A 12,874-nucleotide genomic window follows, 5' to 3' on the forward strand; every position below is an offset into this window, starting at 1 on the left:
ATCCCCAACAGACCCGCTGATCTGGCTGAGGGAATGAGCCACCCCGGCCCGGCCGAAATTACCCTGATGCCCTTGAGTCTAGAGATCCTCTTTTGGCGGTAGGGCAGCTACAGAAATCGCTGGGGGGTGCATCATGGCATTAAAGGTGGGAATAGTCGTGACGGAGGCGTTGACCAGATTAAACAAGGGATTGCCTAAAATACCGGCCAAAGAGGTGGCAATTACGGTGACAATCAACCCAACCTGTAACGGCCTCATCCCAAAGGCTTTCCAGTTAATTTCAGGGTAATTTTTCACCGCTTCCGACATTTCTTGGGGTTCCTTAACCACCATCATCTTGACCACTCGGATGTAGTAGTAGATCGAGATCACGCTGGTTAACAAGCCCAACAATACCAGGCCATAGGCCCCGGCTTGCCAACCTGCCCAGAAGAGATAGAGCTTACCAAAGAACCCAGCCAAGGGGGGAATCCCGCCGAGGGAGAGAAGACAGAGGCTTAAACCCAAGGTTAAGAGTGGATCTTTTTGATACAAACCGGCATATTCATTAATGTCATCTGTACCTGTCCGCAGTGAGAAAAGAATGATGCAAGTAAAAGCACCCAGGTTCATGAACAGGTAAATCAACAGATAAAACATCATGCTGGCATAACCGGCCTCTGTGCCAATTAAAAAGCCAATCATCACAAACCCGGCCTGGGCAATGGAGGAATAGGCCAACATCCGCTTCATGCTGGTTTGGGCCAGGGCGACCACATTTCCCAAAATCATGCTCAGGATGGCTAAGACCGTAAAAATCACCTGCCAGTCGGCCGCTAAACTGGGGAACGCTAAGGTTAAGAAGCGAATTGCCAAGGCAAACCCAGCCGCTTTAGACCCCACCGATAAAAAGGCCACCACCGGAGTCGGCGCACCTTCATAGACATCAGGAGTCCACTGGTGAAAGGGAACCGCCGAAATCTTAAAACTAATCCCCGCAATCACAAACACCAAGGCAATCAGGAGGCCCAAGGATTGTCCCGAAATCGCCCCAGCAATGGACACCAATGAGGTTGAACCCCCCGAAAGACCATAGAGCAGGGAGGAGCCATAGAGGAAAATTGCCGAACTGGCCGCCCCAATTAAGAGATATTTCAAAGAGGCTTCATTGGAGCGCAAATCCCGCTTCATGTAACCCGTCATGATGTAGGAGGCAATACTCAAGGTTTCTAGGGAAACAAAAATCATCACCAGTTCTTCTGCTCCGGCCAGGAACATCCCCCCGACTGTGGCCGTTAACAGGACTGTTAAAAACTCACCCAAGGCACTCCCCGTTTGTTCGACATAGCGCATGGACATCAAGATTGTCACCACACTGGAGAGGGCAATAATTCCCCGAAATAGCAAGCTGAGGTTATCACTGCGAAAACTGCCTAAAAATGAAGCGGTTTCCACTTGGTTCCACTGCAAGACCATTGCGCCCACAGAGGCTAGTAAGCCAGTCACGGCAATGTATGAAGTCCAGCGATCCGACTGTCGGCCGATGATCAGATCGGTCACTAAAACCACTAGGAGAGTCAGGATCACGATAGTTTCTGGCAAGATCGCCCCGACATTCAATTGGGTCGCTAGGGTGGTGAGATCCATGGGATGTTGTTCCGAGTTGCACTGTTGGTCAAATGTATCTTACCCCAAAGGCTCCAGGGGAGATGGTTAGCTGATATTGCGAGTTCTTAATCTTGTAATTAAATTCAACAATGGCTGGGTAAGCAGGGCAAGTGGGGCAGGGGAGAAGGCGGCACTTTCATCGTTTAATAAAAAGGGTGATTACCTCTGGTTGAGTACAAGCATGGCAAAGTGGCAAGCCCTAGTTTTTGATGTGGATGGCACATTGGCAGATACGGAGCGGGATGGGCATCGGGTCGCCTTTAATCGGGCGTTTCAAGAGGCTGGCCTGGACTGGGATTGGTCAGTTGATCTGTACGGGCAACTCTTGGCGGTCACTGGGGGCAAAGAACGGATGCGCTATTACCTGGATCAATTTCGGCGCGACTGGCCCCAACCTGCCAACTTGACGGATTTAATTGCCCAACTCCATCAAGCTAAAACCAAACATTACACGGAACTTCTGGCCACTGGGGCAATTCCTCTCCGGCCTGGGGTCAAGCGTCTCTTAAATGAAGCCCGTATCGCTGGATACCGTCTGGCCATTGCCACCACCACCACCCCGGCCAATGTCACAGCCCTGTTAGAACATACCCTTGGTTCAGAGAGTATTGCTTGGTTCGAGGTCATTGCCGCGGGGGATATTGTTCCGGCCAAAAAACCTGCGCCTGATATTTATCACTATGCTCTAGAAAAGATGGGCCTTGCCCCTGAAGATTGTTTAGCCTTTGAAGATTCTGAGAATGGGTTAATTTCGGCCCAAAAGGCTGGCCTGGCTACGGTGGTGACGGTGAATGGCTATACCCAGTCCCATGATTTCTCGGGAGCAGCCTTAGTCTTGGATTGCCTAGGGGAGCCGGATCAGCCCTTTCGAGTTTTGGCCGGTAATCCCCAAGGCCGTACTTATCTTAACCTTGACCTCTGCCAGGCCTTGCCCCGCTAACTGAATGGTATAGCTTCAAAACTAGATGGACTACTCTCTGGGGATCAATGGCCGCTTTCTTAGTCAGCCGTTAACAGGGGTGCAACGGTATGCTCGCTGTTGGGTCAAAGCCCTTGATCACCTCTTGATCTCTGGGGAAATTGCCGGATCGGATTGGCAGGTTACTCTCTATGTTCCTAGGGGGCAGCATATTAAACCAGGCCTGGGTAAGTTAAATCTTCAAGCAATTCAAATTAAACAAGTTGGTTTTAGCAATGGTTATTTCTGGGAGCAGTTGGAGTTACCCCTTTATGCCCGTGATCAGGTCTTAATTAATTTGGGCAATATGGCCCCGATCCTGTCATTAATCAGTCCCCAAAAGACAGTCGTAACCATCCATGATTTATCCTTCCAAAAATTTCCCGAATCCTACTCAAGGCTGTATCAGTTGACCTATAACCTCCTCACTCCCCTGATCATGGCCAGAGCTGATGCTATGCTCACCGTGTCGCAAACCGAAGCCAAGGCAATTTTAGATGTCTATCCCCAGGCCAAGTCACGCCTATACCCCATCCCCAATGGTCACTGGCCTGATGATTTAGATTTAGAAGCGATTGCTCCAATGAAACCAATCGGTCGCCCGTTTATGTTGGCGGTGGGAACGCTGTCAGCCCGGAAGAATTTAACTGGCATTCTCAAGGCGGCGGAACAGGTCAATCAACAAAAGAGCTTGGATTTTGTCATGGTTGGGGGCCGGCCAAGTATTTATCAAGCCATTCAGTTAGAGCTACCCACATCATTAAAAGATCGCGTTCATTTTGTCGGCACGGTCGATGATCGGACGTTAATTAGTTATTACAAAGCCGCTCAAGGCCTGGTTTATCCCTCTTTTTATGAAGCTTCAGGATTGCCGCCCTTGGAAGCCATGGCCTGTGGTTGTCCAGTGATTGTCTCGGATATTCCTGCTTTGAAAGAGCGTTGTCAGGAGGCTGCGATCTATTGCCAGGCCAGTTCTCCAGAAACGATTGCAGAAGCCATTATCAAACTGATTAATCATCCAGAACTACAACGAGAGTTACGCCGCAAAGGATATGAACAAGCCCAGGCCCTGACTTGGAAAAATTCAGTCCAGCAGGCGATGAAGGTTATTGCATCCTGTTGACCCCAATCAAGATGGCGACTGGACATTAGAGCATCCTTTTATGAAGATTGTTCAAGAGTCAATCCAATTTCTTGTCCATAGGATAATTCAAGGGTGTGACCATCCGGATCTCGCAAAAAAGCCCAATATCCGGTTGGATAGCCTGAGTCTTGTGGTTTCTGAATGAGGATACCCTCCTGTTTTGCTTTTGAACAAAGAGAGTCCACCATCTCCCTACTTGGGCAGCCAACTCCGAGATGGGCCAGGGGCGACAAAATCGTTTGTAATCGGTTGGTTTGAATGAGCACAATGGCAAACGGCCGGGTGCTATCCGAAAGCCAGACAAAATTAACACCTGTTTCCTGATCAATGCGGCGGTGAATAACCTGCATTCCAGCGTATGTCGAATAAAACCTAATACTTTGTTCAACATCAGTCACCGGGAGCGCGACATGAGTCAGGCCAATATCAATCATCACGGTTGAGTCCTGTTTGCGAATTTAGATTTTTGAGCAACTGCATATCAGACCTCGATTGCACCGCCGCCATATCTGGGACAAAAAAGATGCCAAAAACACAGATCACCCGATCAAAACTGGTATCCGGTAAACCCAAATTTTCAAAGTCTCCGGCCCTAAACTCAATATTTGCCAGGCCCTGATATTCGGCCTTTTGCCGGGCTAACTCCAGTAAGGCTTCAGCCAAATCAACGCCCAACACCCGCCCAGAAGCCCCAACAGCACGCGGGACGGAAATTGCCGAAGCCCCCGAACCACAGCACACATGTAAAACCCGATCCCCAGGCCTGGGCGCAAGGTAATCAATGGTTTTTTGCCCATAACAATGCCAAAACGATAGGGCCGGAGCATCAAAATAATCAGCAGCAGAGTTAAACATAGTGGTCACTTTGGTGATGGTTTCTGCTTTACTGAGCATGAATCACAAGTCCTTTAATTGAGTCCCGGCGACATGATTTAACGACGATCCGACAATATCAGCTTAGACGAGGTTGAATTCTAACCCATGACAGACCAAGGATCACGATTTATTCCCCAGGCCAATTGTAATTGGGGCTAGGGCGATAAAGATTAAGACCGAGAAAATCATCTTAACAAAGTCTATCCCCAGATCTGCTAGGTTCAAGAAAGAGTAGCAACCGGATTAGAGCACCCAAATAGAGACAATGAGCGAATTAGCCCAGGAAATTCAAGCCGCAGTCGCCAGCCGCCGTAACTTTGCGATTATTTCCCATCCCGATGCGGGTAAAACCACATTGACCGAAAAACTTTTGCTCTACGGGGGAGCCATCCACCAGGCCGGAGCCGTCAAAGCCCGCCGCGCCCAACGCCATGCCACCTCAGACTGGATGGAAATGGAACAACAGCGGGGGATTTCGATTACTTCAACCGTGTTGCAATTTGACTATCAAGGCTATCAAATCAATCTCCTCGATACTCCCGGCCACCAAGATTTTAGTGAAGATACCTATCGGACTCTGGCGGCGGCGGATAATGCGGTGATGTTGGTGGATGCGGCTAAGGGCCTGGAACCCCAAACTCGGAAGCTCTTTGAAGTCTGCCAGTTGCGGGCTTTACCGATTTTTACGTTTATTAATAAGATGGATCGGCCGGGGCAGGAATCCTTGGAACTGATTGATGAAATTGAACAAGAACTCGGCCTGCAAACCTTTCCAGTCCTGTGGCCAATCGGGATTGGGGATCAATTTCGCGGGGTTTATGATCGCTTGCGACAGGAATTTCATCTGTTTGAACGCAGCGAGCATGGCCGTAAAGAAGCCCAAGAAACGATTATTCCGATGGGGGATGCCCGCATTGATCAGCTTATAGAACCCCATTTATATCACCAACTTAAGGATGAGTTAGAGTTACTGGATGGAGTCGGGGCTGAGTTAGATCTAGACTTAATCCATCAGGGCAAAATGACTCCGGTGTTCTTTGGCAGTGCCATGACTAATTTTGGCGTGAAGTTGTTTTTAGAGCATTTCCTTGAAAAAGCCTTGAAACCAATTGCCTATCGCAGCAGCAAGGGGGCCATTGAACCTACCACCGAAAACTTTACCGGCTTTGTTTTCAAGCTCCAGGCCAACATGGATCCAAAACATCGGGATCGGGTGGCGTTTATTCGGGTTTGCTCCGGCAAGTTTGAAAAAGATATGAACGTCTCCCATGCTCGGACTGGCAAAAGCCTCAGGTTATCCCGTCCTCAAAAACTCTTTGCCCAAGGCCGGGAATCCATTGAAACCGCTTATCCGGGGGATGTCATTGGTCTCAACAATCCGGGAATGTTTGCGATTGGCGATACGCTTTATGTCGGCCCCAAACTGGAGTATGAAGGGATTCCCTGTTTTTCCCCGGAAATTTTTGCCTATCTCCGCAACCCCAACCCCTCCAAATTCAAACAATTTCAAAAAGGGGTGAACGAACTCCGGGAAGAGGGGGCGGTGCAAATTATGTATGCCACGGATCCAACCAAACGAGAACCCATCTTAGCCGCGGTGGGGCAACTCCAATTTGAAGTTGTACAATTTCGCTTGATGAATGAATATGGGGTGGAAACTCGTCTAGACCCCTTGCCCTATACCGTGGCCCGTTGGGTTGTGGATGGCTGGCCAGCTTTGGAAGCGGCGGGACGGATTTTTAATGCCTTAACAGTTCAGGATAATTGGGAGCGGCCGGTTTTACTGTTCAAAAATGAATGGAATGTCCAACAGATGGAAACCGATCATCCTAAGTTACGATTAAGTCGGATTGCCCCGATTGGGTTCGCCAGTGAAGCCGTCAGAAGTCGTTAAGGATGGGTATCTTAGTAGTTAGTAATTTGACCTCTAGGGCCGCTTAAGAGCAAGTCAGAAAACCTCTCACTGGTGAAACTTTGAACATTTTCACGCGTCAGAACAGTCTGTGTAACGCTATAAAGCTTGGTGCATGTGACTCTGAGAATAGGCATTTTAAGCAGAATCTAATTGCCTTTGAATCTGAGATTAACCATCGGGCAAAATTTTCAGGGTCGGTTTCAGCCAGATATAGGGTTACTCATTTAGGATGAGATGGGGACAAGTCAGAAAATGCTTTATGGGCAGTCTTTTTGACATTTCTACTCCCTCAGAACAGCCTGCGTAACGCTATAGTTACAGACGTTATCCGATGCGATGAGAATCCTGGATGGGGAACAGGTTAGGAAGGTTCTTCAATCGGCCAATCCGCATTTTCACCCCCAATAATCAGTCGCCTTAAGGGTAGGTAATCTAAACTAAACTGATTCAGGGCATTAATCAAAACATCCAGAGCCAAAGCGTCACTGGTACCGAGATCAAACCAACATCTAGCCCAGAGGTCTTGATATTCAAACTCGCCCATATTGTGCATTAAGGCTACTAAGGAATGGGATTGGGCCTGGCTGTCATAGTCCATAAAACTCAGTTCCAGGCCCGTATCTTGGACTTGTAAGTTTTCGGCATTAAATCCACCCAACTTGCCGAGGAAAAACCAGGAATTAAAGACCTCTTCCAGGTACTGTTGCTCAACGGGGGTGGGAAAATCCGCCAGCTCGACCCAAATCCAGACATCAAAGGGGTTAAATTCCCGAAACTGGATCTCCATTAGTCTTGCCCCATAATCCCTTTCCGAAATGCTGACCGCTCAGTCATCCCCCCCAAGTAGGATTGAACTGCCGAATAGGGAGAAAAATCTATCTGAAAGAGCATCTGAGCATAACTAAGGATACTAGCCATTGCCACATCGGCTACTGTTAAGGTATCTCCCACTAAAAATTCTTTTCCAGTCAACGCTGCATCTAAGGCTGTTAGGAGTTTGGGGAGTTGAGTTTCTTTTGCTTCTCCCGTCATGGCCTGGGGGAGAGTGGAATTGGCAAAAAGCACCCATTGGTAAACTTGTCCACGTGCCCCTGCATCCTCTGGCATTTTCTCCTGAGAGTCAGCGAGATAGAGCAAAATCGCCCCAGATTCCCAAAGTTTCACCTCGCCATCCACCAAGGCCGGAACTTTGCCCATCGGGTTAATGGCCAGAAAATCCGGCTGTTTATGGGCCCCAGCTTTCATGTCCATGACGACAAATTCGTAGGGAATGCCCAGTTCTTCTAAGTACCAGCGGACAATTGCGGCTCGGGTTTGTTGGCCACCATACAGTTGAATCATAAAAACTCCCTTGAACTGCGCCATAGCTAACCTACCGCAAACCAGGCCACAGCATGACAGTCACAATCTTTTCTTTGGGATCCGCCTCAGTTTGAGTTTGCCGCAACGGACTAAGAAGCCTTTTTCCGCTCAAGCAACATTTTATTTTGCTAGACAGGTCTGATGCCCCCCCTTGACTAGCTCCAAACCAGCCCTCAGTGGGGAATGCTCTATAATCTACAGAGCGCGGTTAATTATTCTACAAATCGTGTATATTCTCCCTAGCCCCAGAGAACTGTTCTAGCTTTACCGCGTCTTTTGTTGGCCAAGAATTCCTTATGCCCAAACACCGCCAGTCTCAACCAGCACCCAACGCAACCCTGAACACACCTGCTTTGCTTGCTGTTCCTAATTTGATCCGGATTCGAGGGGCCCGCCAACACAACCTCAAAAATGTTGATTTGGAACTCCCGCGGGATCAGTTGATTGTCTTTACTGGGGTTTCGGGGTCGGGAAAATCTTCCTTGGCCTTTGACACGATTTTTGCCGAGGGGCAGCGGCGGTATGTGGAGTCCTTGAGTGCCTATGCCAGACAGTTTTTAGGACAACTGGATAAACCGGATGTGGATGCGATTGAGGGCTTAAGTCCGGCGATTTCTATTGATCAAAAGTCCACCAGCCATAACCCCCGTTCAACTGTGGGCACCGTCACCGAAATTTATGATTATTTGCGTCTGCTCTATGGCCGGGCCGGTGAACCCCATTGTCCCCATTGTGATCGGCCCATTTCTCCCCAAACCATTGATCAGATGGTGGATCAAGTTCTTGGCCTGGCGGATGGACAAAAGTTTCTGATTCTCGCGCCGATGGTCAGGGGCAAGAAAGGGACTCATAAAAAACTCCTCTCCAGTTTGGCCAGTGAGGGCTTCAGTCGGGTGCGAATTAATGGGGAAATCCGGGAACTGAGCGACTCGATTGAACTGGACAAAAACCACAGCCATACGATTGAAATTGTCGTTGATCGCCTGATTAAAAAACTGGGGATTCAAGAACGCCTCACCGATTCCTTAGCCACCGCCCTGAAACACGCCGAAGGGATTGCCATCATTGATTTAATGACTGAGAGCAAACTCCAATTAACGGTTGTTTCCGCATCCAGCGAGTCACCCAATCCCGAAGACCTGATCACCTTAACGGCAGCGGAACCCCCAGGCCAGTATCAGACCCCAACTCAGTTGGTCTTTTCCGAGAATTTTGCCTGTCCCGAACATGGGGCCGTCATGGATGAGTTGTCGCCGCGGTTATTTTCGTTTAATTCCCCCTATGGAGCTTGCCCGAACTGCCATGGCCTGGGATCCTTGCGTTGTTTTTCGCCGGATTTGATCATTCCCAACCCCGAACTCCCCGTTTATGCTGCGATTGCGCCGTGGGCCGAGAAAGATAACAGTTACTATTTTTCCTTGCTTTATAGTGTTGCCCAGGCCTTTGAGTTTGATATTCAGACCCCCTGGAACAAACTCACTAAACTCCAAGAGGAAATCATACTCTACGGCACTAAAGACCCCATTTTTGTCGAAGTGGATTCTCGCTATCGGGAACGGCGCGGCTATTACAAAAAATTTCCGGGGGTGTTGGCCATCCTCCAAAATCAATATGACGAAACCACCTCAGAGTTATTTAAGCAAAAGCTAGAGCAGTATCTCGTTGACCAGGCCTGTGAAGTCTGTGAAGGAAAACGTCTGAAACCAGAAGCCTTGGCGGTGCGCTTGGGTCAATATGCCTTACCGGATTTAACCAGTGTGTCGGTTCTCGAAGCCAAAGAGCGAGTCCAAAATCTGAAACTTTCGCCGCGCCAGGCCCAGATTGCCGATTTAGCCCTCCGAGAAGTCCAGGCCCGGTTGCAGTTTTTGCTGGATGTCGGATTGGATTATTTAACCCTGGATCGCAGTGCGGCCACACTTTCAGGCGGAGAAGCCCAACGGATCCGACTTGCGACTCAGATTGGCTCAGGCTTAACGGGGGTCTTGTATGTCTTGGATGAACCGAGCATTGGCCTGCATCAGCGCGATAATACCCGACTCCTCAACACTCTCTTCAAGCTGCGGGACTTGGGCAACACCCTGATTGTGGTTGAACACGATGAAGAAACGATTCGCGCCGCCGATCATTTAGTTGATATTGGGCCGGGGGCTGGGGTGCATGGCGGAAAAATAGTCGCCCAAGGGCAATTAGAAAACATTCTGGAATCATCCGAATCTCTGACTGGAGCTTATTTATCGGGTCGGAGTGCGATTGAAACGCCCAGAGAGCGCCGGCCGGGGAATAACCGTAGCATCGAAATTAAAAACGCCCATCGCCACAACCTGAAAAACATTGACGTGGAAATTCCTCTGGGCAAATTGATCTGCATTACGGGGGTGTCCGGATCCGGTAAATCCACCTTGATGAATGAACTCCTCTACCCGGCTTTGCAACACCATTTTGGTCATAAGGTTCCGCTGCCCAAAGAAATGACCGGAATTAAGGGATTGAACGCCCTAGATAAAGCCATTGTGATTGATCAGTCTCCCATTGGCCGCACACCCCGCTCTAATCCGGCCACCTATACTGGCGTGTTTGACGTGATCCGAGAGGTCTTTGCCGAAACCGTAGAAGCCAAAGCCAGGGGCTATAAACCCGGCCGATTCTCGTTCAATGTCAAAGGGGGGCGGTGCGAGGCCTGTGGCGGACAAGGGGTAAACGTGATCGAGATGAATTTCCTCCCCGATGTCTATGTCCAATGTGATGTTTGTAAAGGGGCGCGCTATAACCGGGAAACTCTGCAAGTCAAGTTCAAAGGGAAATCCATTGCCGATGTTTTGCAAATGACCGCCGCTGAAGCCCTGGAGTTTTTCATCAATATTCCCAAAGCCGTGAGTAAATTACAAACCTTAGTGGATGTGGGCCTGGGCTACGTCAAAGTCGGACAAACTGCACCCACTCTTTCGGGGGGAGAGGCCCAACGGGTCAAACTAGCTACGGAACTCTCACGGCGGGCCACAGGTAAAACCCTTTATTTAATTGATGAGCCAACCACAGGACTCTCCTTTTACGATGTTCACAAGCTCCTAGATGTCCTCCAACGGCTGGTGGATAAAGGTAACTCGGTGCTGGTGATTGAACATAACCTGGATGTCATTCGCTGCTCCGATTGGATTATTGATCTCGGGCCGGAAGGCGGGGCAAGGGGGGGGCAATTGGTTGCAACTGGGACACCGGAGCAAGTGGCTATCAACCCCAACTCTTACACTGGCCAATACCTCAAAACTATTCTGGGCCAACACCCACCCCGGGCAGATTAACTCAGTTCCCGTCCAAAAGGCAGCAGAGCCAGAATCATTAACTTAAAATGCTGGCGAGCAAAGGGTAAACCGACAATCGTAATCGCCATAATCAATCCCCAGACGAGGTGATTCAAGGCAATTCCCCAACCAAAGACAACCAACCAAATTATATTAAAAATCATTCCTAGGGTACTGTTGGCAGCGGGCTTCTCAATCACCTCCTTTCCAAAGGGTAAGAATGTACTGAGTCCCAAGTCAATCGCCTTTAAGCCAAAGGGAATCCCAATAATGGTAATGCAAAGACTAATACCACCAATAATGTAAGCTACGCCGCTGATAAAACCACCAAAGATCAACCAGATTATGTTCCCAACTAAGCTCATTGTCCGACTTTCCTCATGAACTTAACACCCTGACTCTCATTCTATAATTTCCCCGTCAAGCCTAGAAATTTAGCGATAGTCGGGACAGCCGATCCAGGCCTGGGACATCAAAGCTTTAAAGTATCTAAAATAAGGCTTAAACCATTTATTTTATCGTTCAATCTAGACTGAGTCGCTTCCAATCAATGACTTTCCAATTGCTTGTATGATAGAGCAGCAAATTGAACAAGCCCTAATCGAAAAGCTGGGTGACTTGAAGTACACCTAACCGCCCCAATATTCGAGATTTAGCCGCACTAGAGCAGAATTTCCAGGCCAAGTTTGAAGCTTTAAACCAAGTCCACCTGAGTGATGGCGAGTTTTCCCGACTTTTAGACCAAATCATTACGTCCGATGTGTTTACAGCGGCCCGACATTTGCGGGAACGGAATAGCTTTGAGCGAGATGATGGAACACCGTTGTTCTACACTCTGGTCAACATCAGAGATTGGTGTAAGAAGTCCTTTGAAGTGGTGAACCAACTGCGGATCAATACGGCCAGCAGTCACCACCGCTATGATGTAATCCTTTTGATTAATGGGGTTCCGGCGGTTCACATTGAACTCAAGACCCTAACCATTAGCCCCCGGCGGGCGATGCAGCAGATTGTGGATTACAAAAATGACCCAGGGAATGGCTACACTCGGACGCTGCTTTGTTTTATCCAGTTGTTCATCGTCAGCAACCGTAGTGATACGTGGTACTTTGCCAACAATAACCCCCGCCACTTTAGCTTTAATGCCGATGAGCAATTTTTACCCCTCTATCAATTTGCGGGTCAGGACAATCGGAAAATCACCCACCTGGATAGCTTTGCTGAAACCTTTTTGGCTAAATGTACGCTGGGGCAGATGATTAGCCGCTACATGGTACTGGTGGCCAGTTAACAAAAGCTGATGATGATGCGGCCCTACCAAATCTATTGTGGTGGATATGTTGCTAACGGGGTTTGATTCGCCCTTTTTGAATACGCTCTATGTGGATAAAAACCTGAAGTATGACGGACTGATCCAGGCCTTCTCCCGCACCAATCGCATCCTCAATGACACGAAGCCCTACGGTAATATCCTCGATTTTCGGCAGCAGCAGGAAGCGGTGAACCAGGCCATTGAGCTATTTTCGGGCAACTTCAAGGAGAAGGCAAGGGAAATCTGGCTGGTGTATCCGGCTCCGGTCGTGATCTCGAAGTTAGCAACATCTATGAAAAAGCTGGATATAGCAATCCGTTTTCAAATATGAGAAAATAAGAATGTGTCTTGGATAACCCTA

Annotated in this window: 11 protein-coding genes and 1 pseudogene; 6 read left to right on the forward strand and 6 right to left on the reverse strand. The window is 48.9% G+C overall.

The features are described from left to right. Positions 1-78: 78 nt before the first annotated feature. Positions 79-1,626, reverse strand: a complete 1,548-nt coding sequence (locus RIF25_RS07030) for an NAD(P)H-quinone oxidoreductase subunit N (protein WP_322877837.1) — start codon at positions 1,624-1,626, stop codon at positions 79-81. Between the two features lie 202 nt (positions 1,627-1,828). On the opposite strand from RIF25_RS07030, the gene RIF25_RS07035 reads away from it, so the two are divergent. Both RIF25_RS07035 and RIF25_RS07040 read left to right on the forward strand, forming a co-directional pair. Next, positions 1,829-2,587: an HAD family hydrolase gene (locus tag RIF25_RS07035; RefSeq protein ID WP_322877838.1), complete on the forward strand. Its 759-nt coding sequence runs from the start codon at positions 1,829-1,831 to the stop codon at positions 2,585-2,587. Between the two features lie 25 nt (positions 2,588-2,612). Then, on the forward strand, positions 2,613-3,728 hold the full coding sequence (locus tag RIF25_RS07040) for a glycosyltransferase family 4 protein (protein ID WP_322877839.1): 1,116 nt from the start codon (positions 2,613-2,615) through the stop codon (positions 3,726-3,728). 38 nt (positions 3,729-3,766) lie between these two features. Here the strand turns inward: RIF25_RS07040 and RIF25_RS07045 are convergent, their stop codons facing one another. Together RIF25_RS07045 and RIF25_RS07050 are read right to left on the reverse strand one after the other, a co-directional pair. Then, the gene (locus tag RIF25_RS07045; RefSeq protein WP_322877840.1) at positions 3,767-4,183 is read right to left on the reverse strand and encodes a VOC family protein; all 417 of its coding nucleotides are present in this window, start codon (positions 4,181-4,183) and stop codon (positions 3,767-3,769) included. Then, complete coding sequence (locus RIF25_RS07050) at positions 4,176-4,643, reverse strand: class I SAM-dependent methyltransferase (protein ID WP_322877841.1); 468 nt, start codon at positions 4,641-4,643, stop codon at positions 4,176-4,178. Before RIF25_RS07050 ends, RIF25_RS07045 begins: the two co-directional genes overlap by 8 nt. Before the next feature lie 247 nt (positions 4,644-4,890). Here RIF25_RS07050 and RIF25_RS07055 point away from each other — a divergent pair, with 247 nt between their 5' ends. Continuing rightward, positions 4,891-6,519, forward strand: a complete 1,629-nt coding sequence (locus RIF25_RS07055) for a peptide chain release factor 3 (protein ID WP_322877842.1) — start codon at positions 4,891-4,893, stop codon at positions 6,517-6,519. Between the two features lie 382 nt (positions 6,520-6,901). On the opposite strand, the gene RIF25_RS07060 is transcribed toward RIF25_RS07055, so the two are convergent. Then, on the reverse strand, positions 6,902-7,327 hold the full coding sequence (locus RIF25_RS07060; RefSeq protein WP_322877843.1) for a DUF3531 family protein: 426 nt from the start codon (positions 7,325-7,327) through the stop codon (positions 6,902-6,904). Further along, positions 7,327-7,881: a glutathione S-transferase family protein gene (locus RIF25_RS07065; RefSeq protein ID WP_407682355.1), complete on the reverse strand. Its 555-nt coding sequence runs from the start codon at positions 7,879-7,881 to the stop codon at positions 7,327-7,329. The genes RIF25_RS07060 and RIF25_RS07065 overlap by 1 nt, the downstream gene beginning before the upstream one ends. Before the next feature lie 317 nt (positions 7,882-8,198). On the opposite strand from RIF25_RS07065, the gene uvrA reads away from it, so the two are divergent. Next, entirely contained in the window at positions 8,199-11,201 is a 3,003-nt protein-coding gene (gene uvrA, locus RIF25_RS07070) for an excinuclease ABC subunit UvrA (RefSeq protein ID WP_322877845.1), read from the forward strand. On the opposite strand, the gene RIF25_RS07075 is transcribed toward uvrA, so the two are convergent. Next, on the reverse strand, positions 11,198-11,566 hold the full coding sequence (locus RIF25_RS07075; RefSeq protein WP_322877846.1) for a YccF domain-containing protein: 369 nt from the start codon (positions 11,564-11,566) through the stop codon (positions 11,198-11,200). The genes uvrA and RIF25_RS07075 overlap by 4 nt on opposite strands. A 205-nt stretch (positions 11,567-11,771) precedes the next feature. Between RIF25_RS07075 and RIF25_RS07080 the strand changes: the two are divergent. Together RIF25_RS07080 and RIF25_RS07085 are read left to right on the forward strand one after the other, a co-directional pair. Beyond that, positions 11,772-12,489, forward strand: a pseudogene (locus RIF25_RS07080) (type I restriction endonuclease); the annotation flags it as partial. A gap of 49 nt (positions 12,490-12,538) precedes the next feature. Then, positions 12,539-12,844 carry a type I restriction enzyme subunit R domain-containing protein gene (locus tag RIF25_RS07085; RefSeq protein WP_407682356.1) on the forward strand — a complete coding sequence of 102 codons (306 nt, stop codon included), beginning with the start codon at positions 12,539-12,541 and terminating at the stop codon, positions 12,842-12,844. Positions 12,845-12,874: the final 30 nt, after the last annotated feature.

This window comes from Pseudocalidococcus azoricus BACA0444 (genome assembly GCF_031729055.1).
GTDB lineage: Bacteria > Cyanobacteriota > Cyanobacteriia > Thermosynechococcales > Thermosynechococcaceae > Pseudocalidococcus > Pseudocalidococcus azoricus.